We start from the raw sequence: 20789 nt of genomic DNA on the forward strand, positions 1-20789 counted from the left end.
GTACCCGTCGTCCAAGGTCTGCTCGGCCTGCGGAGCCATCGCTGAGAAGATGCCGCTGAACATCCGGTCGTGGACCTGCTCCTGCGGGGTAACCCACGACCGCGACGTCAACGCGGCGAAGAACATTCTGGCCGCCGGGCTGGCGGTGTCTGCCTGTGGAGCTGGTGTAAGACCTCAACGGGGGAATCTCCGTTCGGGGCGGTCGGCTGTGAAGCAGGAAACCCGGCGGGCGACCACCGGAATCCCCGTCCTTTAGGGCGGGGAGAAGTCCAGAACCCGTCATCCATGGCTCTCACTATTGCATAACATCGTATGCATTAAATATTCTGCGCTGCATGACCGAGCACATGCCCGAAGTGGACGCCCTGCGCGCCCTGGCCCACCCGATGCGCATGCGGATCCTCGGATCCCTGCGCATCGACGGCCCGGCCACGTCCGCGCTGCTGGCCCGCCGTCTCGGCACCGACAGCGGCCAGACCAGCCACCACCTGCGCCTGCTCAACAAACACGGCTTCGTCGAGGACGCGCCCGAACTGGGCCGCGGCGCCCGCGGCCGGGAACGCTGGTGGAAGGCGTCCCAGGAGACCACCTCCTGGCCCGACGACCCGGACGAGCTGGGCCCCGGCAGCGCGGACGTGATCCGCGCGCTGAACCGGGCGGCCCGCCGGGTCTGGGACGACGTGGTCGAGACCTACCGCGACCAGGCGGCCCGCGGCGAGTGGAGCGCCGAGTGGCAGGCCGCCGGTGGTTTCGGTGACACGGCGATCCGGACCACCCCTTCACGATTGGCCGAACTGCGCACTGCCATGCGGGAGCTGATCGACTCCTACGAGGTCGAGCCGGCACCGGACACCGAGACCGTGGTCGTGATGGTGCAGGCCTACCCCTACCGGCCCGTCCAATGAGCACCAGCCTGTGGCGCAACCGGGACTTCAACCTGCTCTGGGGCGGCCAGGTCCTCTCCGCGTTCGGCAGCGCCGTCTCGGCCCTGGCGTTCCCGCTGCTGGTCCTGGCGTTGACCGGCTCGCCGCTGCAGGCCGGGGCGGTCGGCACGATCGCCGCGGTCACCGCCCTGCTCTGCCGTCTCCCGGTGGGCCTGCTCGTCGACCGGGTCAACCGCCGCCGCGCCATGCTGCTCGTCGACCTGGCCCGGCTGCTGGCCTTCGCCGCCCTCGGCCTGGCCGTGCTCACCGGCTCCGCCGGGCTCCCCGCGATCATCCTGGTCGCGGTGCTGGACGCGGCGGGTAGCACCCTGTTCAGCACCGCCGAACACGCCGCCCTGCGCAGCATCGTCCCGGCGGCCCAACTGCCGGACGCGGTGGCCCGCAACGAGGCCCGCGGCTTCGCGGTCGGACTGGTCGGCCCGTCCGCCGGTGGTCTGCTGTTCGGCCTCGGTCACGCCGTGCCGTTCCTCGGCAACGCCCTGACCTACCTGGGCTCCCTGATCAGCGTCGCGCTGATCCGCCGTCCGCTCCAGGAGGAGCGCTCACAGACGCCCGGCGGTTTGACGACCGGTCTGCGCTTCGTCTTCGGTGACCCGTTCCTGCGCGCGGTCCTGGTCATCGCCGCCCCGCTGAACTTCGCGATCACCGGCATCCTCTTCACCATCGTGATCGCCCTCCAGCAGCGCGGCGTCGCCCCTGCGGTGATCGGCCTGACCGAGACGATGATCGGCGTCGGCGGCCTGATCGGAGCGATCGCAGCCCCGACGCTGCAACGCCGGCTGGGCCTCGGACCGCTGGTCCGGACGATCTGCTGGGCGGCGGCAGGGCTGTTCCTGCTCAGCGCCCTGCTGACGGGGAGCATCGCCGCGGCGGTCCCGGTGGCGGTGATGATGGTGCTGGCGCCGGCCTGCAACGCGGCCCTCTTCGGCTACCAGGCCGCGATCACCCCCGACCACCTGCAGGGCCGCGTCATCAGCGTGATCTTCCTGTTCGCGACGTCGGCCGCGGCGGTCGCCCCGCTGCTGGCGGGCGTGCTGACGAGCACCTGGAACGCCACGGCGGCCACCGTGCTCTTCGCCGTGGCGGTGATGGTCTCCGCGGTGGCCGCTACGGTGAGCCGGGGCATCCGCACGCTGACCCCGGCCCCCGCCCTCACCTAGGGTTGGTGTCCACCGACGGTGACCGGGTCGACGGCCGTTCCCAGTGCGGCTCCTGGTCGTCGACCGGCCCGCGATGATTGAGACACCTTTCGTGCCCAGGGTGGCGGCAGCGAGGCGACACGATCTCACCGAGGCTCAGTGGGCGGTGCTGGAACCCGCGGTGTCTGCGGATCCGCGGCGAGGTCGTCCGCCGCGACGGCCGAAACGGCAGATCATCGATGGCGCCCGGCCCAGGCGTCTCGTCAAACCGGAGCGACCCGTCTGGGCCGCCGTCCGGCAGGGGCTGCTCACCCTCGTCGAGGCGATGACACCGAGCCCGGCCGGTGGCTGACGCCTGGTGGCTGACGTCCGGTCGGCGATCGCGTCGGTACCCCCGCCGACCACCAGCACGGTAGGTCCGGTTCCAATGGTGACTCCGCAGGATTCCGCACCGGAGACAAGGGAGAGGCCTGTGATCCACCACACCGAGGGTGTGCCCGCCGGCACCGAGTTGTTCGATCGGGCGTTCCGCACATGGCGACCGGACGCGGTGGTCTTCGACTGCGACGGCCTGTTGATGGACACCGAACCGTGCTGGACGGTCGCGGAAACCGCGATCTTCGCGCGCCGCGGCCTGCCGTTCGGCCCGGAGCAGAAGGCACTGGTCATCGGCAAGTCCGTCGCGGACGCCGGTGCGGCGATGGCGACGGCGTTCGGCGAGACCGGCAACGCCGCGAACCTGGCCGAGGAACTGTACTCGTTGGTGGTGGAGATCGTAGGGTCCACCGCGGAGGCCATGACCGGTGCGCACGCCATCGTCGACCTGGCGGCCAGGGCGGTGCCGGTCGCGGTGGCCAGCAACTCGCCGCGCCGGCTGCTCGACGTGGCGCTCGCCCGTGGTGGCTTCACCGACGCCTTCGCGGTCAGTGTCGCCGCCGACGAGGTGACCTCACCCAAGCCGGCGCCTGACCTCTACCTCGTCGCCTGTGAACGGCTTGGTGTCCTGCCGGATCGGGCACTGGCGTTCGAGGATTCGATCACCGGTCTCAGGTCCGCGCGAGCCGCGGCTGTCCCGGTGATCGGAGTGCCGACCCTCGCCCATCAGGAGTTGCCCGCCGATGTGGTCGTCAGCTCGCTGACGGACCCCGGCCTCAACGAGTGGATCAAGGGCTGGCTCGGTGAGTCGCCCTGATGCCGGTAGGCGGGAAAGCACACCGACGTGCCGTCCGGCCTGTCGGGTCCGATCCGGTACGGGGCTGAGACTGGAGGTCGCAAGCCCGCCCGGCCGCAGGAGGCTCCCTTGAACCGTGTCGCCCGAGTCCTGATCGTCCTAGCCGTCGCCGCTACGGGGCTCATCGGAATGGCTGACACCGCGAGCGCCGGCACCGCGATCCCCGGCACCGCGAGCGCCGAAGACAAGAGCGTCGGCGGTAAACGGGACATCCGCCAGGCACGCGCGGCCGCGTTCGCCGGCAGCTGGGTCTGTTCGAAGGGGCAGACCATCGTGGAGATCGAGTCGACGACGCGCAAGGCCGAGTTCGTCCGCTACCGGGTGTACACCGGCCGCAAGGTCGCCGCCGAGACCCTGGAGGTGCCGAAGCGCGGCGCCGCCACCTACAGCGTCTGCCTGCCCGCGAAACCGTCGACGATCCGGGTCGAGGTCATCGCGTACACCATCGACGAGGAACGCCTGGACAGCCGACGGTTGGAGGCGCAGAACTCGCCGCTCTACCCCGGATAGACGGCGGTCAGGTCGCCGTCGTACAGCCGGGCGCAGAAGTCGTTCATCCGGGACGCGGCCGGAGCGTGCCGGGCGACGATGTCGGCCACCTGGTCCGGCACGCCCGCGGGGAGGCGGCCGTCGCGGATGAACCGGTTGCGGGCCAGGGGAGCGGCCGGCGCCCCGCACACCGTGGTGACCAGCCAGTTCACCAGCCGCATCGAAGCATAGTCGGCGTCGTGACCACGGTGAGAGGCGACGAAGTCGCGTTCCGGGCCGGACAGGTCGAAGTCCGGTGAGGTGGCGAGTCCGAAGTCGACCAGGTAGAGCCGGTCGTCGTCGGCCCGGATGTTGCCGAAGTGGGCGTCCAGGTGCAGCAGCCGGCGCTCCCGGAGGGAGTCCACCAGCGCGAACAGCTGGCGTTCGACGGCGGCGGCGTTGGTGACCGGGTCGCTCAGCCATCGGGGCAGCCCGTCGGGGAGGTATTCGGAGAACAGCACCAGGCTCGCCGTGGCGGCCGCCAGCGCCTCGAGCCGGGCCCGGATCGCCGGGTCGCCGCCGAACTGGGCGACCACCGCGTCGATGTCGCGGTGTTCGGCGGCGACCGGCGGGCGGCCGGGCAGCACCCGCCAGTGGTGGAGCCGCGGGGAAAGGGCCAGTTCACGCCACGCGTTGAAGGTCGGGGCGGGCAGGCGGTACATGCCGTACTGGTGGCGGGCCGGCAGGTCGAACAGGTTCGCCGTGTCGTGCGGGTGCGCCAGTTCCCGGTCGGTGATCGGGATCCGTTTGACGAACACCGGCACGCCGTCGACGTCGAGTGTCGACGAGCCGCCGCCCACCCCGGCGCCGTGCTCCGATGCGGTCCGGAGCAGCGCCGACAGTTCGGCGTCTCCGTAACGGGAGAGGCGGGCGGCGATCACCGCGGTGGTGTGACCGAGTCGCGCAGGTGCAGGGACGGGCTGATCACGACCCGGTGGGTGGGGCGTCCCGGGTCGGCGAGGCGGTCGGCGGCCAGGCGTACCGCGGCCCGGCCGATCGAGCGGCGGGGCGGGCGGACCGCGGTCAGCGCCGGGCTGAACAGTCCGGCCACCTCGTCGTCGTAGGCGATCACCGACAGGTCGCCGGGGACCGACAGGTGGCGCTCCTCGCAGCGCTGGACCAGCGCTATCGCCTCCGCGTCGGCGTGCACCAGCAGGGCCGTGGTGCCGCTGGCCAGGGCCTGGTCCAGGGCGCGGTCCAGGGCGGCCTTGCAGTCCGGCGACTTCGCGTCCGGGACCAGGGCGTCCACGGTGTCCGTGATGTCGAGACCGCACTCCTCGGCGGCCTCGCGCCAGCCGCGCCGGACGTGCGGGCGGGTCGGGCTGGGGGCGGCCAGTATCACGCCGACCTTGCGGTGGCCCAGCGAGGCGAGGTGGCGGACGGCCATCGCCGCGCCCAGCGCGTGGTCGGTCACCACGGACTCCAGGACCGCGTGGTGCGGGCCGGCGGTCGCGGTGCGTTCCAGCAGCACCACCGGCAGGCCGGTGGAGACCAGCCACTCGATGGTGTCGCCGCTGGTCGGGGCGTCCATTCGGGGTGCCACCACCAGCGCGTTCACACCCTGGTCGACGAGGCGGGCCAGTTGAGGCCGGTCGTCCTGGGTGTCGTAGGAGGAGCCGCGCAGCACGATCCGCATGTCCAGCTCGCGGGCCGCCTCCTCGGCGCCCCGGGCGACGTGCGGATAGTAGTAGTCGAGCGACGGCACCAGCATCCCGATCGCGATGCCGGCGGCCGGTGACGACAGCGGCGTCTCCTCGGCGTCGGGCAGGGCGACGCCGCCGTGCACCCGCCGGACCAGGCCTTCGGACGCCATCTGGGCGATGTCGCGGCGGATCGTCACGGCGGCGGCGCCGAGCGCGTCGGTCAGGTCGGAGATGCGCAGCACGCCGTCGCGCTGCAGGGCCTCGAGCAGGCGGGCTCGGCGCGCGACCTGCAGGGGGCCGCGCTTGTCGGGGTTGCTCACCGCTGCTCCTTCAGAGTCAGTTCGAGAGTACCGATCGGCCCGAGCCCGCTGACGTCGATGTCCAGCCGGGTGAGACGTGCGCCCCACACGTCGCTCAGCATCGGGTCGTCGAGCGTGCGGGGGAGCAGCGCGGCGCTGGTCCCGGCCGGATCCCAGCTGATCAGAAGAGTGCCCGCGCCGTCGAGCGCGGTCACTTCGGCACGGCCCGGTGCCAGGGTGACCGCACCGGCGAGGACCAGGTGGATCACGCTGCCGGTCAGGGACGGATCGAGATCCCAGCTGTCGCGAAGAGTGACCGTCTCGGGGGAGCGGGAAAGACGGGCCGTCCGGAGCCAGCGGTGAATCCCCGCCGCCGGGTAGGCGTCCTTCACGTTCAAGACCATTTCATGGTACGAGCCACACCTCTCACTGGCTGCCTCCGAGGCGGCGAACCCGCGACCGTGCCCTTGCGCGACGCCCCCGATCGACACCGTGCTGTGCCACGTGCTCTGCATGGTCCAGATCTCGTAGCGGCGGGGACCGAACGTCTGCGCGGTGTACGTGGGCCGCCCCGGATCGACGACCACCGGCACGCCGCTCAGGGCCACCACGACACTGCCCACGTCGTTGTGGTTGTGGTGCTCGCCGTTGTGCCCGCCCTTGACCGCGAGGGCCAGACGGCCGGCCCGGGCGAGCATCACCTGGGTGGACGCGAACCACATGTCCGCGGGCGGGGCGGGCGATGGTGGTGTCGCGGCGAGCCAGGCCGGCGACGTGAGGGCCTGGAGCAGCCGCCCGAACCCTTGACGCTCGTCCGCCACCGGCGACGAATGGTCACGATGGACGGCCGCGTGCGCCGTCGCCGCCGGGTCCCCGATCCGCAGCGCCATCCGGTGCAGGGCCGCCCACGGCTGTTCCCGGGGTGGCCGGGCCGGTCCGTCGGCGTGGTTGAGATACCAGTCCCCGCCCAGGTGCATCCGGTGCGGAAACGCGACGACCGCCGCGAACGTGGACCACGGGACGTCCGCCCCGGACGCGTCGGCCAGCAGCTCCGCGGCTTCCAGCAGGCGGCACGCGCCGTTCCACCAGTACGCGTACCCCTCGTCGATCGCCCCGTCCGCGGGCAGCGAGGCCACGTAGCGGTCGAGTCCTTCGACGATCAGGTCCACCAGTGCGGCCCGCCGGCCCGGGGACGCCACCAGCTGCAGGGCTCCGGTCAGGACGTTGCCGTGGATCCACGGGTTCCAGTTGTGCACGTCGCCGTCGAGTCCGAGCCAGTGCCAGTCGCGGCGCTGCTCGAACGGCGTGAACACCCGCCGGTCGGCCTCGAGCCGGATCCGGGCCCGTAGCCCCGGCACGTACGCGTCGAGCTGCTCGCCGAGCAGGTGGTCGAGCCAGGCGAGCTGTCCGGCGACCTCGCCGGCGCCGAGGTCGAGGAACGGGTCGTCGGCCGTCGGCAGCATCGAGCCGTGCCGCGTGTACGTGTCGTCGTGTGCCGGCCAGCACCAGGTGCTCTGCTCGCAGAGCAGGACGACGCCGTCGGTGACCTCGTCCAGCCACTCGGGTTCGCGCGTCACCGCCGCCATGATCGCGGCCCGGGTCAGGCGGTCCTGCCGGTCGTAGATCGCCTGTTCGTAGACGGCCCGGTCGCCGTCCCGGAAGTACCGGGCGAACAGGTGGCCGAGCGGGGCGGCCCAGGGCGTGCCCCGGGAGGCGAGGGCCCGGTCCCTGATCCGGGACAGTGTCGCCGGGTCCACGACGGACGGATCCCACACGTCACGGTCGGCGGCCGTCGGGACGGGCAGGCTCGCCCCGGGTGGGGCCAGGGTGCGGCCGGTGGCGAGCCACGCCGTGGACAACGGGCCGTGCATGTTGCGGTCACCTCCGGTGGCGATCGTTTGTGATCGCATTAGATCACTTTTAACCGCCTGGTGACATCGGATCGACGCCGGAAAGAGTCCGCTGCGTCCGAATGTCAGGCCAGTCGAGGATATCAATGCAGCTCAGAGACGTACGCGATCATTTTTGGCGCTCTGCGAGCGAACTTCTCATTGACATGGTCGTTTGTGAGCGTTTTACTTCCCGGAAACCGAGCCGTTCACCTCGTCGACATCACCGCCCGGCCCCCTCGGAGCGTGACGCGTGTTCCCCTCGACCCCCGTCCCCAGCGACCTCCACCGATGGGACCGTGCCGCCTGGCTCGGCCTCACCGACCACCTGATCGCCTCCGCCCGCCCGTACGCGTCACCCGGCAACGCCCTGATCACGTTGCCCGGCGCCGAGGGCGGATACGGCCGTGCCGTCGACGGCCTGGAGGGTTTCGCCCGCACGTTCCTGCTCGCCGGCTTCCGTCTCGCCGGGGAGAAGGGCGCCGGCCTCGACGAACTGGCCGACTTCTACGCCCGCGGCGTCGCCACCGGCACCGACCCGCACGCCCCGGACCGCTGGGTCCGTCTCGACGAGCACTCCCAGGCCAAGGTCGAGGCGGCCTCGATCGCCCTGATCCTGGACATGACCCGCCCGTGGATCTGGGACCGGCTCGACGCGGGCGCTCAGGAGCGGGTGGTCGACTACCTGGCGCACGCCGTCGGCGACGACACCTACCCGCGGATCAACTGGGTGTGGTTCCGCCTGGTCGTGCAGACGTTCCTGCGTTCGGTGGGCGGCCCTCACGAACTGTCCGAGATGGCCGATGACCTGGCCACCCACGACTCGTTCCGGCGCGCCGACGGCTGGCTGGCCGACGGCGCGCACCGGGCGTACGACCACTACGCCGGCTGGGCCCTGCATCTCTACCCGGTGCTCTGGTCCCGGATGGCCGGCGCCGCCGACCTGGCCGAGCCCCGGCGCGCGGACGACGTGGCGCGCCTGGACCGGTACCTCACCGACGCGATCGCCCTGGTCGGCGCGGACGGCTCGCCGCTGCTGCAGGGCCGCAGCCTGATCTACCGGTTCGCCGCGGCCGCCCCGTTCTGGGCCGGCGTGCTCGCCGAGGTCCCGTCGCTGACCCCCGGACAGTTACGGCATGCGGCGACCGGCGTGGTCCGGCACTTCACCGAACGCGGCGCCCCGGACGAGCGGGGACTGCTCACCCTCGGCTGGCACGCGCCGTGGCCGCGGCTGGCCCAGTCGTACTCCGGTCCCGGCTCGCCGTACTGGGCCGGCAAAGGCCTGCTCGGGGTGTCCCTGCCCGCCGACCATCCGGTGTGGAGCGCGCCGGAGGAGCCGCTGCCGGTGGAGTCCGGTGACGTGCTGCGCGCGGTCCGGGCGCCCGGCTGGCTGATCTCCGGCACCCGGTCCGACGGGATCGTCCGGGTGATCAACCACGGCACCGACCACTCGGTGACGGACGCGCCGGTCGCCGACTCCCCGCTGTACGCCCGTCTCGGCTACTCCACGGCCACCGTGCCGACCCTGGATGAGGACGGCTACCTGAACCCGGTCGACCAGTCGGTGACCCTCGTCGACGAGCACGGACGCCGGTCGCACCGCTCGGGTCTGCGTACCCTGAGAATCGGCCTGGAAGGGCCGGCGACGGCCCGGATCGGCATCGCCGGATCGACCGCGCGCACCCACTGGCTCGACCCGGGCGCACCCGGGAAGGACCACGGCGGAGGCCGGCCCGGCACCCTCGAACCGGCCGGCCGGATCACGGTGTACTCCCTGGTCCGCGGCCCGTGGGAGATCCGCCTGGTCCGCGTCGACGACGTCTCCGAGCGTGCCGTCGGCCTGCGGATCAGCGGCTGGCCCCTCCCCACCCCCACCAGTGTGTTGACTTCGGGCGCCTACGGCGCCGCAAGTCAACACACCCCGACCGGCGTGTGGATTTCGGGCGGCTACGGCGCCGCAAGTCAACACACAGGTTCGGGGCTTGCTCCGTTGGCCGGGCTGCCTGCTACCCCGGGCGTCAGCACGCACGACGATGCCGGACCGCTCGGCCGGTCGACCCAGGTGCCGTGGCTGGACTACCCGGTCCCGGACGCCGGCGAATGGATCGCCGTGCTCCTCGAACTCTCCCGCGGCGACGGCGTCAGCCCGCCGGGCGGTCGTGCGGAGATCAGCGCCACCGATGACGGGTGGCAGGTCGAGGCCGTCTGGCCCGACGGCCTGACCACCCACACCTCCATAAATGAATCAAGAGTGAAGGAGTACTGATGAAACGCTCGATCGCGGCCGTCCTCGGCGCGGCCACGGCGCTCTCCTTGGTCCTGTCCGGCTGCGGCGGCGGAGGCGACGACGCCGACGAGACCGGTCCCCTCACGCTCAGCCTGGCCGGCTGGAGCCTCTCCACCACCCCGGAGTTCAAGACCCTCGCCGACGGTTTCCACACCGCGAACCCGGACATCACCGTCGAACTCAAGGAGTACGACGCCACCAACTACGACACCCAGATGATCGCCGACCTGGCCGCCGGCAAGGCCCCCGACGTGTACGTGCAGAAGAACCTCAAGAACTTCTACACCTACCAGGACGGCAAGCAGCTCCTCGACGTCTCCGACATCGCGGGATCGCTGGGCGCGAATGTGGGCGGGCTCAGCGCGTACCAGGTGGACGGCAAGACCTGGGCGATCCCGTACCGGCAGGACTCCTGGGTGCTGTACTACAACAAGGCGCTGTTCGACAAGGCCGGCGTCAAGCAGCCGGACGGCTCGTGGACCTGGGACGACTACGCGGCCGCGGCCAAGGAGCTGACCACCAAGCTCAAGGGCGCCGGCGACAAGGCGCTCGGGACGTACCAGCACACCTGGCAGTCCACCGTGCAGAGCTTCGCGCTCGCGCAGACCGCCGGGGCGAGCCTGGAGAGCGGCGACTTCTCCTACCTGAAGCCGTACTACGAGCGGTCGCTGGACCTGCAGAACGCGGGCGCGCAGGTCAAGCTGGGTGACGCCACCACCAACAGCCTCACCTACCAGGCCCAGTTCGGCAAGCAGCAGTCCGCGATGCTGGTGATGGGCTCCTGGTACATGGCGACGCTGCGCAGCCAGCAGACCAGCGGTGACGCCGACAAGTTCGAGTGGGGGATCGCCCCGGCGCCGCAGCAGACCAAGGCCACCACCGGCACGGCGGCCGTCCCGGTCACCTTCGCCGACCCGACCGGTCTGGGCATCAACCCCAAGGTCAGCGACCGCAAGGCCGAGGCCGCCAAGAAGTTCCTCGCGTACGCCGCCGGCGTCGACGCCGCGAAGTCCCTGGCCGGCATCGGCATCACCCCGGCCGACAGCGCCGCGGTCACCGACACGTTCTTCCAGCTGGACGGCATCCCGCAGGACGACCTGTCCAAGTTCGCCTTCGCCACCCACGACACCAAGCCGGAGAACCCGGTGGGCAAGTACACGGCCGGCCTGCAGAACGTCCTCAACGACCTGCACACCGCCGTCCTGTCCGGTGCCACGCCGATCGACCAGGCGATCACCGAGGCCCAGGACCGTGCCAAGAACGAGGTCCTGAGCAAGTGACCCCCGCCCGGCCCGGCGTGCACGAGCGCCGGGCCGGCCGGTACGACAGGGAGCGACGATGACGACGATGCCCGTGGCCCGCCGCCGACGCGGCCGGGTGATGGTGCGCAACACCGTGGTGGGACTGAGTTTCCTGCTGCCGAACTTCACCGGCTTCCTGCTGCTGACGCTGGTCCCGGTGATCCTGCTCTTCTACTACGCCTTCACCGACTGGAGCGTCTTCGGCGGTGCCGAGTGGAGCGGCCTGGACAACTTCGAGCGGATGCTCGGCGACTCCAGTTTCTGGACGGCGCTGACCAACACGCTCTACTACGCGGCGTTCCACATCCCGCTGACCCTGGCGGTCTCGCTCGGACTGGCGATGCTGCTCAACCGCAGGCTGCGCGGGGTGGCGTTCTTCCGGACGGTGGCGTTCTTCCCGTACATCACGTCGATCGTGGCGATCGCCCAGGTGTGGAACATGCTGTTCAGCCCGACGTACGGGCCGATCAACGAGTTGCTGCGGTTCGTCGGCGTCGAGAACCCGCCCGGCTGGACGACCTCGGCGGACGCTTCGATGCCGGCGGTGATCCTGGTCGGCACCTGGCGCGACATGGGCTACTACATGCTGCTGTTCCTGGCCGGCCTGCAGACCATCCCCGGCCAGCTGTACGAGGCCGCCAAGGTCGACGGCGCGAACGCCTGGCAGCGCTTCCGGGCGGTCACCCTGCCCGGCCTGCGCCCCACCACCTTCTTCATCACCGTGCTGCTCACCATCGGCAGCTTCAAGGTCTTCGACCTGATCCTGGTGATGACCGACGGCGGACCGGGCCAGTCCACGCTGGTGCTGTCGCAGTACATCTACAAGAAGGGCTTCGAGGAGAACGAGTTCGGCTACGCGTCGGCGGTCTCCATCGTGCTGTTCGCCATCTGCTTCCTCGTGACGATCGTGCAGTTCCTCGTCAACAAGCGCCGGAGCGAGTGATGACCACCCTGAAACCCCGCCGGAAGGCGCCCGGCCCGCTGCGGATCCTCGGGTACGTGGCACTGGCCGTCGCCGCGGTCGCCGTGCTGCTGCCGTTCTACTGGATGCTGTCGTCGTCGCTGAAGAGCAACAACGACGTGTTCAGCATCCCGATCCAGTGGCTGCCGGCCGAGCCGGTGTGGCGCAACTACCTCGACATCTGGACCAGGTCGGACATCACCACGTGGATCGGCAACACCGTGCTGCTGTCCGCGATCGTCACCACGCTGCAGGTGCTGACCGGCAGCTTCGCGGCGTACGGCTTCTCGAAGATCACCTTCCCGGGCCGGGACGTGCTGTTCCTGGCCTACATCGGCACGCTGGCCGTACCGTGGCAGTCCTACATGATCCCGCAGTTCATCATGATGTCGAAGCTGCAGCTCACCGACACCCTGTGGTCGATCGTCGCGCTGCAGGCGTTCGGCGCGCTCGGCGTCTTCATGATGAAGCAGTTCTACGAGTCGATCCCGGACGAGCTGGTCGACGCGGCCCGCATCGACGGGATGAGCGAGTACGGCATCTGGCGCCGGATCATGCTGCCGCTCTCGGTGCCGGCGCTGGCCAGCCTCACTCTGATCACCCTGGTCAACACCTGGAACGACTACCTGGGACCGCTGCTCTACCTGCGCAGCCCCGACCTGTGGACCCTGCAGATCGGCCTGAAGTCGTTCATCAACGAGTACAACGCCGAGCACGCCCTGATCATGACGGGCTCGGTGCTGTCGGTCCTGCCGATCGTGGTGATCTTCCTGGCCGGCCAGCGGTACTTCGTCGAGGGCATCGCCACCACCGGGCTCAAGGGGTGAGCTGATGCGACTACGGATGCGGCACGAGACGATCAGCATGATCTTCGACACCGTGTACGCCGGCCTGATGACCAACGCGCTGCTGGTGCTGGCCTGCCTGCCGGTGGTGGCGCTGCTGATCACCACCGATCCGGGGCGCTCCTGGCCGCTGCTGGTGCTCGCCGCCCCCCTGTGCGCGCCGGCGTTGTGTGCGGCCTTCACGGTGCTGTCGGCCTTCACCGCGGAGAGGTCGAGTGCTGTGGTGCGTACCTTCATCACGGGGTGGAGAGCGACCGCCAAGCCGGCGCTCGCCGCCGGAGGCCTGACCACCGCGGGGTCGGTCGTCCTGGGCGTGGACGCGGTCTGGGCCTGGGGACGGCCGGTCGGTGCGGTCGTGCTGCCGCTGATCGTGGTCATGATGACGCTGCTCGCGGCGACCGGACTGCTCACCCTGGTGGTGATCGCCGAACGCCCGGCCGTGCGGCTGCGCGACGCGGCGGCGGTGGCCGTGCACCTGGCCGTGCGCCGCTGGTACCTGACGGCGTTCTCGCTGCTGGTCGTGGCGCTGTTCTGGTCGTTGCTGGCGGCCCGGCCCGCGCTCGCCCTGGGCGTGGCCGCCTCCCCACTGCTCTACGTGATCTGGGCCAACAGCAGGTTCAGCATCGCTCCACTGCTCCAAGGAAGGACAGCATGACGGCGATCGATGTCCGTCCCGGCCCCGAGACCGGTTCCGCGGTGACCGCCGCGCTGCGCACCCTCAGCGCGAACATCACCGAGTTCGGCGACCGGTTCCCGGGGGACACCACCACACGGGACCGCTACACGTTGCGGCCCGCCGCAGGCGACCTTCCCGAGGGTTCCAACGTGGGCTGGACGACGGCCTTCTGGCCGGGCATGTACTGGCTGGCCTACGACCTGACCGGGGACCGGACCTACCGCGACGCGGCGGCGGCTTTCCTTCCCGGGTACGCGGAGAGGATCGCCCAGCGGATCGACGTGGAGACCCACGACCTGGGCTTCCTCTACACGCTCTCGTGTGTGGCGGCGTACAAGCGGACCGGGGACAAGGATGCCCGCGACGCGGCGATCGCGGCCGCCGACCACCTGCTGCGGCGGGTGCTGCCGTCGGCCGGGATCATCCAGGCCTGGGGCGACCTGACCGACAGCCGGCAGCGCGGGCGCACCATCATCGACAGCCTGATGAACACGCCGCTGCTCTTCTGGGCCGGTAAGGTGACCGGCGATCCCAAGTACGCGGCGGCCGCGCGACGGCACACGGCGCAACTGCGGGACAACATCCTGCGCGACGACGACACCACGTTCCACACGTTCTACTGGGACCAGGAGACCGGGCGACCGCTGCGCGGCGAGACCGAACAGGGCAGCGCCGACGACTCCTGCTGGGCCCGCGGGCAGGCGTGGGGGATCTACGGGTTCACGCTGAACCACCGGCACACCGGCGACCCGACCCTGCTCGCCGCGGCGGTCCGGTGCGCGGACTACTTCCTGGCACACCTGCCCGCGGACTCGGTGGCGTACTGGGACCTGGTCTACGGCGACGGTGACGGCCAGGAACGGGACAGTTCGGCGGCGGCCATCGCGGTCAACGGACTGCTGGCCCTGGCCGACGCGGGCGCACCCCGGGCCGACCGGTACCGGGCGGCGGCGCTGCGGATCCTGCGGTCACTGATCGACGGTTACACCGACGAGTCCTCCAACGCCCTGCTGCTGCACGGCGTCTACGACAAGCCGAAGTCCGTGGGAGTCGACGAGGGCACGCTCTGGGGCGACTACTTCTACCTCGAAGCGTTGACCCGGGTGACCCAGCCGAACTGGAAGGACCACTGGTGATCCTGGACAGCTTCCGCCTCGACGGGCGGGTCGCCGCGGTCACCGGCGGCAACCGGGGCCTCGGCCAGGCGAGCGCGCTGGCCCTCGCCGAAGCCGGAGCCGACGTGGCGCTGATCGGGCGTACCGCACCGGAGTCGACCCTGGAACAGATCGCGGCGCTGGGCCGCCGTGCCACCTTCGTCCCCTGCGACCTGGGCGAGGCGTCCCCGACCGACCTGCACGCCGCCGTCCAGTCGGTGATCGACGGCCACGGGCGGCTCGACATCCTGGTCAACAACGCGGGCACCATCCGGCGCGCCCCGGCCGCCGACGTCACCCCGGACGACTGGGACGACGTGCTGACCGTCAACCTGGACGCGGTGTTCCACCTGTCCCAGGCAGCCGGCCGGCACATGCTCGACCAGGGCTCCGGAAAGATCATCATGATCGCGTCGATGCTGTCGTACCAGGGCGGCATCCGGGTTCCGGCCTACACGGCGGCCAAACACGCCGTCGTCGGCATCACGAAAGCCCTGGCCAACGAGTGGGCAGCCGCCGGCGTGAACGTGAACGCGATCGCCCCCGGATACATGGCCACCGACAACACGGCGGCGCTGCGGGCCGATCCATCACGCGCGCCCGGCATCCTGGACCGCATCCCGGCCGCCCGCTGGGGGACACCCGACGACCTGAAGGGTGCCGTGGCCTTCCTGGCCTCGGACGCGTCGTCCTACCTGCATGGCACGGTCCTGCCGGTCGACGGCGGCTGGCTCGCCCGCTGACCGCTCTGTGGTGAGTTGCGGCGCTATCGTGCACCGCAACCCACCACAGTGGTCGACGGTGTGGTGAGATCGTTCTTTCACCACGCCGTGGGGGTGTCGTTTGCTGGTCAAATGGTTCCGGTGCCGGGTCGTCGACATGACGGCCTTCAACGCCGGCCAGCGCCGGTGGTCGGCCGTGCAGGACGTCCCCGGTTTCGTCTCCCAGGTCGGCGGGCGCAGCCTGCGCTACCCGGGCCTGGTCCACATCCTGGCCTGCTGGGACGGCGAGACCGTCTACCGCGACTTCATGCGCGGCGGCCACGACACGCTCGCCGACGCCCAGGCCGGCACCTACCGTGACGTGCACTCCCGCCTGTTCGCCCTGCGCGGCGGCATCCCCGACCCGTCCGCCGCGCACGCCTTCGCGGTGTCCGCGGGAAGCACGCTGGAGGTGACCTTCCTGCCGTCGGTGCTCTCCGCCCCCGACGACCCGGCCGCCGACCTCGTGGAGATCGACCCCGACTGGACGGTGATCGCCCCGTTCGAGCCGGTGTCCGAGATCCGATCCGGCTCCGGCCGATGATTCACCCGATACGGAGCTTATTGCCGGCGAATTTCGCGTCTAATCTCGGCGCATGCCCGGGACGTTGCCAGTCGGCCCCCTCGAGACGATGACGATCGCCGGAACCCCGGCGCCCTCCTATGTGATCCCGTTCGACAAGAACGGCGCCTCACTCGCGCCGCTCACCGAGAACGGACTGATCGCCGCGGCCGGGAATGCCACCGACGTCTACGTCTTCGCGCACGGCTGGAACAACGACTGGGCCACCGCCCTCGCCTTCTACCGCGATTTCATGACCGTCTACAGCCGCGTCGCGACCCGGGCCGCCGCCACCCGGTCCGATGCGAAACCACTGTTCGCCGGGGTGTTCTGGCCCAGCATCGTGATGCCGGAGAGCACCGGGCCGCAACTTGCCGCCCTGGGCGATGTGGGGGACACCCAGACACTGGCCGAGGATCTGCTCGATCCCGGCGACCGCCAGGAATTCTATGCGCTGGCGCAGCGTCCCGGCCTCGACGTGTTGCAGGCACGACGATTCGCCGCGCTCCTGCGGCCCCTTTACCGGAACCCGGACACCGACCTGGACGACGATTCCGGGAAACCGGGTGTCGACGACATTCTTGCGCTGTGGACGATTCTCGCCGAAAGCGAAGCCGGGCCGGACCGCGCCGGCCAGGGCGGGCCTGTTGCCGCAGGCCTGCCCGCCTTCCTCGATCCGCGCACCATCGTCCGGCTGGCGACCGTGCTGCTGATGAAGGACCGGGCCGGGGTGGTGGGCGCGCACGGCGTGCACCGTCTGCTCACCGGGTTGCTGCAGCGGACCTCGGCGCGGGTCCATCTGCTGGGTCACTCGTACGGCTGCCGGGTCGCCCTGTCCGCGGTGTGTGGCGCCCCGCTGCCCCGCCCGGTCCGGTCGTTGCTGCTGCTGCAGCCCGCCCTGTCCTACCTGGCGTTCGCCGGGAAGGTGCCGGAGTCCGGGCGTCCCGGCGGTTACCGCCCGGCGTTGTCGCGCACCGAGCTGCCCGTCATGGTCACCTGGACCCGCCGTGACCTGCCGTTGCGGCGGCTGTTCCAGTTCGCGGTGCGGCGCGCCTCCGACGTCGGCGACCAGAACATCGGCTTGTCCGGCCTGGACGAGCCGTCGAGTCGTTTCGCCGCGATGGGCGGCTGGGGGCCGCATCCGGCCCCGGACGTGGCGAACCAGCTGATCCGCCGTCCCGCCGACGGCCGCTACGACCTCGGGCCGGGCAGTCCGCGGGTGATCGCCCTGGAGAGCGACGCGGTGATCGGCGGGCACAGCGACATCCGGCAGGACGCCACGGCCTGGATCCTGCACAACCTGGTGACTGCCTGACCTTTCCGCCGGACGCCGGCGCGTGAGCATCCGGAAAGTACGCGTAAACAGCGCATTCGGTTACCAGTTGATGTCCGGCCGTTACGGGGTCACGACGGCTCTCCCCTGAAGATCGATGTTCCTCATAGCGTTCGCCCCCGGGAGTGGTGGGCGAGCGAGAGGAAACACGAGTGCGACGATCGATAGCGGTGCCGGCGGTGCTGCTCATGATGGCCGCGGCCGGGCTGACCGTGCTACCGGGTGCCTCGGCCGCGGAACAGGCGGGGCCGGCCGTCGCGCGGTACCTGGTGCAACTGTCCGGGGAACCGCTGGCCACCTACGACGGCGGGGTGCCGGGGATTCCCGCCACCCGGCCGGGCGAGGGCGCCAGGCTCGACGGGCGGACCGCGGCGGCCGGCGAATACCGGGCCTACCTGGGGGAGCAGCGGGCGACGGTGTTGCGGGCGTCCGGGGTCACCGCGGGCGCCACCATGGACACCGCGTTCAACGGGTTCGCCGCCGAGCTGACCGCGGCGGACGTGAGCCGGCTGCGCGCCACCGATGGGGTCGCCGCCGTGCTGCCGGACCGGCGGGTCACCATCCACACCTCCAACACGTCGTCCTATCTGGGGCTCTCCGGGCGTACCGGATTGTGGAAGACCGGGAAGAACACCGGTGAGGGTGTCGTCATCGGGGTGATCGACACCGGGTACTGGCCGGAGAGCCCCAGTTTCGCCGCGCTGCCCGAACCCCGGCCGGACCGCAGGATCATCGACGCGAAGTGGCACGGAGTCTGCGACTTCGGTGACGAGAAGCCGCTGTGCAACAACAAGGTGATCGGCGCCCGCTGGTACGACAACGACGGCATGGGCGACCTCTACGACGGGGAGTTCCATTCCCCGCGGGACAGCAACGGGCACGGCACCCACACCGCGAGCACCGCCGCGGGCCTCAGTGGGGTGCCCGCGAAGCTCGACGGACTGGACCTGGGCCGGATCACCGGGATGGCACCGGGCGCGCGGCTCGCGATCTACAAGGCGCTCTGGTCCGACGGGGCCGGTGGCGCCTACGGCAGCGGCGCCGACCTGGTGAACGCGATCGACGACGCGGTGTCCGACGGCGTGGACGTGATCAACTATTCGGTGGGTGACGGCAGCGAGGTCTTCAACGCGATCGACGAGGCGTTCTTCAACGCCGCGGCGGCCGGTGTCTTCGTCTCGGCCAGCGCGGGCAACTCCGGGCCGGACGACAGTACGGTCGACAACACCCTGCCGTGGGTGACCACGGTGGCCGCGACCGAACAGGACCACCGCTTCCTCAAGAACATCACGCTCGGCAACGGCATGAAGCTGTCCGGCGTGGGGCTGGGCGCGGGCACGAAACGGGTGTCGCTGATCGACGCCGCCGATGCGGTCGCTGACGACGCGGACGGTGGGACGCGGCTGGACGCGCCTTACTGCCTGCCGGACCGCCTCGACCCGGCCAAGGTCAGGGGTAGGGTCGTGCTCTGCGCGCGCGGTGACAACGGCCGCGTGGCCAAGGGCGAGGTGCTCGCCGCCCTCGGCGCCGCCGGGATGATCCTCTACCAGCCGGTGTGGGACCCGAACGGATTGATGGCCGACCGGCACGTGCTGCCCGCCGTGCACGTCGACGTCGACACGGGAACGGCGCTTCGCGCGTACGCGAAAGAAGAGAACCCGACGGTGACCCTGGGCACCGGCCGGTGGACCGCGGTGACCTGGCCCGCCGTGGGCGGCTTCTCCTCCGCCGGGCCGTCCCTGCTGACCGGCGCCGACCTGCTCAAACCCGACCTGGCCGCGCCGGGGGTGGACGTGGTGGCCGCGGTGTCCCCGGCCGAGAGCGGTGACACCGTCGCGTTGATGTCCGGCACCTCGATGGCGGCGCCGCACATCGCCGGCATCGCCGCCCTGGTCCGGAGCGCGCACCCGGGCTGGACCCCCGACATGGTCAAGTCGGCGTTGATGACGTCGGCGAGCGCTGTCACCAACCGCGGCGGCACGATCCAGAAGGCGGGCGAGGACGCGAACGCGCTCGACTACGGTGCCGGCGAGGTCCGTCCTTCCGGTGCTCTCGACCCGGGCCTGGTGTTCGGCAACGACGCCGGCGACTGGATGGACTTCCTGTGCGGCGTCGCCGCCGACCCGGCCGGCCACGTCGGACTCGACGGCCTGGCCGCCTGCGAGGGGCACGCCACGATCGCCGCGGCCGACCTCAACTATCCGTCGGTGTCGTTCGGGACCATGCTCGGCACCCGCACCACCACCCGCACGGTCACCAACGTCGGGAGGAAGACCAGCCGGTACACCGTGGACATCGACGCGCCGGACGGCTATCGCGTGACTGTCAACCCGAAGAACCTGACGATCAGGCCGGGGGCGAGCGCCACCGTCACGATCACGGTGAGTCATGCCGGCGGTGCCTTCGACACCTGGGTCGAAGGCGGCCTGACCTGGCGGGACACTCAAGGCCACCGGGTTCGGATTCCCTTGATGGTGCGTAACACGGAGATCGAGGCACCCTACGACGTGAACACGACCGCCACCTCCGGTACGGAGACGGTCAGTGTGCGGGCCGGCTGGCAGGGCACCCTGGTCGCGAAGGCGTCCGGGCTGACCGCGGGCACGACCGCCGCCGGGACGATCGTGGGCGACAGCAGCGACCACGTCTGGGACGAGACCGACCTCGCCAACCTGCCGAGCCCGCTGCCCGGGTCGATGCTGACGGCCCCGATCCATGTGCCGGACGGTTCCGCCGGCTCCCAGGTCCGGATCGCCGCGCAGTACGGCGACTGCCTGGCCCCGGCCGCGGAGCAGGCGACGCCGTGCGGTTACTACCTGCCCTGGTTCTTCGAGGCCACCACCGGTGAACGGGTCGGTGTGGGCGCCTTCAGCCGGGACGGCACGGCGATGTTCGACCTGCCGGACGGTGGCGGCGACTACGTGATGGTCATCGACCAGCATCAACTGCGGGACGGGGCGGGCCAGGACTTCACCTGGACGGTCTACACACCGGGTGCCCCGGGTACCGGCTCCGGGACGCTGAGCGTCAGCCCGGACCGGGTCGCCCTGGCCGCCGGATCCACGGTCGACCTGACCGTGACCTGGGCGGACGCCGAGCCGGGCCGCCGTCACCAAGGGGTGATCGAGGTCGGCGACGGGACGACCGTCCACCGTCGGATCCGGGTCAACGTGCTCGGCTGAGGCAGGCGGCGTCAGCCGGGGAGTGATCCGCCCTGGCTGACGCCGCCGGTTCGG

18 protein-coding genes are annotated in these 20789 nt (G+C 70.8%); 15 read left to right on the forward strand and 3 right to left on the reverse strand.

The annotated features are described in order from the left end of the window. From QSK32_RS14910 to QSK32_RS14930, 5 genes are all read left to right on the forward strand, one after another. On the forward strand, positions 1-256 hold a 256-nt coding region (locus QSK32_RS14910; RefSeq protein ID WP_285472256.1), incomplete at its 5' end, for a zinc ribbon domain-containing protein. Positions 257-335: 79 nt separating this feature from the next. After that, complete coding sequence (locus QSK32_RS14915; RefSeq protein WP_045741022.1) at positions 336-905, forward strand: helix-turn-helix domain-containing protein; 570 nt, start codon at positions 336-338, stop codon at positions 903-905. Then, the gene (locus QSK32_RS14920; RefSeq protein WP_285472257.1) at positions 902-2104 is read left to right on the forward strand and encodes an MFS transporter; all 1203 of its coding nucleotides are present in this window, start codon (positions 902-904) and stop codon (positions 2102-2104) included. The genes QSK32_RS14915 and QSK32_RS14920 overlap by 4 nt, the downstream gene beginning before the upstream one ends. Positions 2105-2555: 451 nt before the next feature. Further along, the gene (locus QSK32_RS14925) at positions 2556-3275 is read left to right on the forward strand and encodes an HAD family hydrolase (RefSeq protein WP_245673849.1); all 720 of its coding nucleotides are present in this window, start codon (positions 2556-2558) and stop codon (positions 3273-3275) included. Positions 3276-3443: 168 nt separating this feature from the next. Next, positions 3444-3824, forward strand: coding sequence for a hypothetical protein (locus tag QSK32_RS14930; protein ID WP_285472258.1), 381 nt, complete (start codon positions 3444-3446; stop codon positions 3822-3824). Here QSK32_RS14930 and QSK32_RS14935 read toward each other — a convergent pair. From QSK32_RS14935 to QSK32_RS14945, 3 genes are read right to left on the reverse strand one after another with little or no spacing between them, the layout of a single operon-like run. Beyond that, entirely contained in the window at positions 3812-4723 is a 912-nt protein-coding gene (locus QSK32_RS14935; RefSeq protein WP_285472259.1) for a phosphotransferase, read from the reverse strand. The two genes, QSK32_RS14930 and QSK32_RS14935, sit on opposite strands and share 13 nt — an antisense overlap. After that, positions 4720-5805 carry a substrate-binding domain-containing protein gene (locus tag QSK32_RS14940; RefSeq protein ID WP_285472260.1) on the reverse strand — a complete coding sequence of 362 codons (1086 nt, stop codon included), beginning with the start codon at positions 5803-5805 and terminating at the stop codon, positions 4720-4722. Before QSK32_RS14940 ends, QSK32_RS14935 begins: the two co-directional genes overlap by 4 nt. Then, positions 5802-7694, reverse strand: a complete 1893-nt coding sequence (locus tag QSK32_RS14945) for a heparinase II/III domain-containing protein (RefSeq protein WP_285472261.1) — start codon at positions 7692-7694, stop codon at positions 5802-5804. Before QSK32_RS14945 ends, QSK32_RS14940 begins: the two co-directional genes overlap by 4 nt. 232 nt (positions 7695-7926) lie before the next feature. On the opposite strand from QSK32_RS14945, the gene QSK32_RS14950 reads away from it, so the two are divergent. From QSK32_RS14950 to QSK32_RS14995, 10 genes are all read left to right on the forward strand, one after another. Next, complete coding sequence (locus tag QSK32_RS14950; RefSeq protein ID WP_285472262.1) at positions 7927-9939, forward strand: DUF2264 domain-containing protein; 2013 nt, start codon at positions 7927-7929, stop codon at positions 9937-9939. Next, positions 9939-11240, forward strand: a complete 1302-nt coding sequence (locus QSK32_RS14955) for an ABC transporter substrate-binding protein (protein WP_045741018.1) — start codon at positions 9939-9941, stop codon at positions 11238-11240. The genes QSK32_RS14950 and QSK32_RS14955 overlap by 1 nt, the downstream gene beginning before the upstream one ends. A gap of 58 nt (positions 11241-11298) precedes the next feature. Next, complete coding sequence (locus QSK32_RS14960; protein WP_045741017.1) at positions 11299-12204, forward strand: carbohydrate ABC transporter permease; 906 nt, start codon at positions 11299-11301, stop codon at positions 12202-12204. Continuing rightward, the gene (locus QSK32_RS14965; RefSeq protein ID WP_045741165.1) at positions 12204-13049 is read left to right on the forward strand and encodes a carbohydrate ABC transporter permease; all 846 of its coding nucleotides are present in this window, start codon (positions 12204-12206) and stop codon (positions 13047-13049) included. Before QSK32_RS14960 ends, QSK32_RS14965 begins: the two co-directional genes overlap by 1 nt. 4 nt (positions 13050-13053) lie before the next feature. After that, entirely contained in the window at positions 13054-13722 is a 669-nt protein-coding gene (locus QSK32_RS14970; protein ID WP_285472263.1) for a hypothetical protein, read from the forward strand. After that, positions 13719-14879, forward strand: a complete 1161-nt coding sequence (locus tag QSK32_RS14975) for a glycoside hydrolase family 88 protein (protein WP_285472264.1) — start codon at positions 13719-13721, stop codon at positions 14877-14879. Before QSK32_RS14970 ends, QSK32_RS14975 begins: the two co-directional genes overlap by 4 nt. Then, complete coding sequence (kduD, locus tag QSK32_RS14980; protein WP_211275305.1) at positions 14876-15640, forward strand: 2-dehydro-3-deoxy-D-gluconate 5-dehydrogenase KduD; 765 nt, start codon at positions 14876-14878, stop codon at positions 15638-15640. Before QSK32_RS14975 ends, kduD begins: the two co-directional genes overlap by 4 nt. Before the next feature lie 100 nt (positions 15641-15740). Beyond that, positions 15741-16202 carry a DUF4937 domain-containing protein gene (locus QSK32_RS14985; protein ID WP_052720232.1) on the forward strand — a complete coding sequence of 154 codons (462 nt, stop codon included), beginning with the start codon at positions 15741-15743 and terminating at the stop codon, positions 16200-16202. A 52-nt stretch (positions 16203-16254) separates the two neighbouring features. Then, complete coding sequence (locus tag QSK32_RS14990) at positions 16255-17535, forward strand: hypothetical protein (protein ID WP_157410874.1); 1281 nt, start codon at positions 16255-16257, stop codon at positions 17533-17535. Between the two features lie 170 nt (positions 17536-17705). Further along, the gene (locus QSK32_RS14995; RefSeq protein ID WP_285472265.1) at positions 17706-20735 is read left to right on the forward strand and encodes a S8 family peptidase; all 3030 of its coding nucleotides are present in this window, start codon (positions 17706-17708) and stop codon (positions 20733-20735) included. The last annotated feature ends 54 nt before the right edge of the window (positions 20736-20789 follow it).

The organism is Actinoplanes sp. NBRC 101535 (assembly GCF_030269225.1).
Taxonomy (GTDB): domain Bacteria; phylum Actinomycetota; class Actinomycetes; order Mycobacteriales; family Micromonosporaceae; genus Actinoplanes; species Actinoplanes rectilineatus.

Coding starts and splice junctions, on each gene's coding strand:
- QSK32_RS14915 (WP_045741022.1), top strand. CDS start 336: ATGACCGAGCACATGCCCGAAGTGGACGCCCTGCGCGCCCTGGCCCAC.
- QSK32_RS14920 (WP_285472257.1), top strand. CDS start 902: ATGAGCACCAGCCTGTGGCGCAACCGGGACTTCAACCTGCTCTGGGGC.
- QSK32_RS14930 (WP_285472258.1), top strand. CDS start 3,444: ATGGCTGACACCGCGAGCGCCGGCACCGCGATCCCCGGCACCGCGAGC.
- QSK32_RS14945 (WP_285472261.1), bottom strand. CDS start 7,694: ATGCGATCACAAACGATCGCCACCGGAGGTGACCGCAACATGCACGGC.
- QSK32_RS14955 (WP_045741018.1), top strand. CDS start 9,939: ATGAAACGCTCGATCGCGGCCGTCCTCGGCGCGGCCACGGCGCTCTCC.
- QSK32_RS14960 (WP_045741017.1), top strand. CDS start 11,299: ATGACGACGATGCCCGTGGCCCGCCGCCGACGCGGCCGGGTGATGGTG.
- QSK32_RS14965 (WP_045741165.1), top strand. CDS start 12,204: ATGACCACCCTGAAACCCCGCCGGAAGGCGCCCGGCCCGCTGCGGATC.
- QSK32_RS14970 (WP_285472263.1), top strand. CDS start 13,054: ATGCGACTACGGATGCGGCACGAGACGATCAGCATGATCTTCGACACC.
- QSK32_RS14975 (WP_285472264.1), top strand. CDS start 13,719: ATGACGGCGATCGATGTCCGTCCCGGCCCCGAGACCGGTTCCGCGGTG.
- QSK32_RS14990 (WP_157410874.1), top strand. CDS start 16,255: ATGCCCGGGACGTTGCCAGTCGGCCCCCTCGAGACGATGACGATCGCC.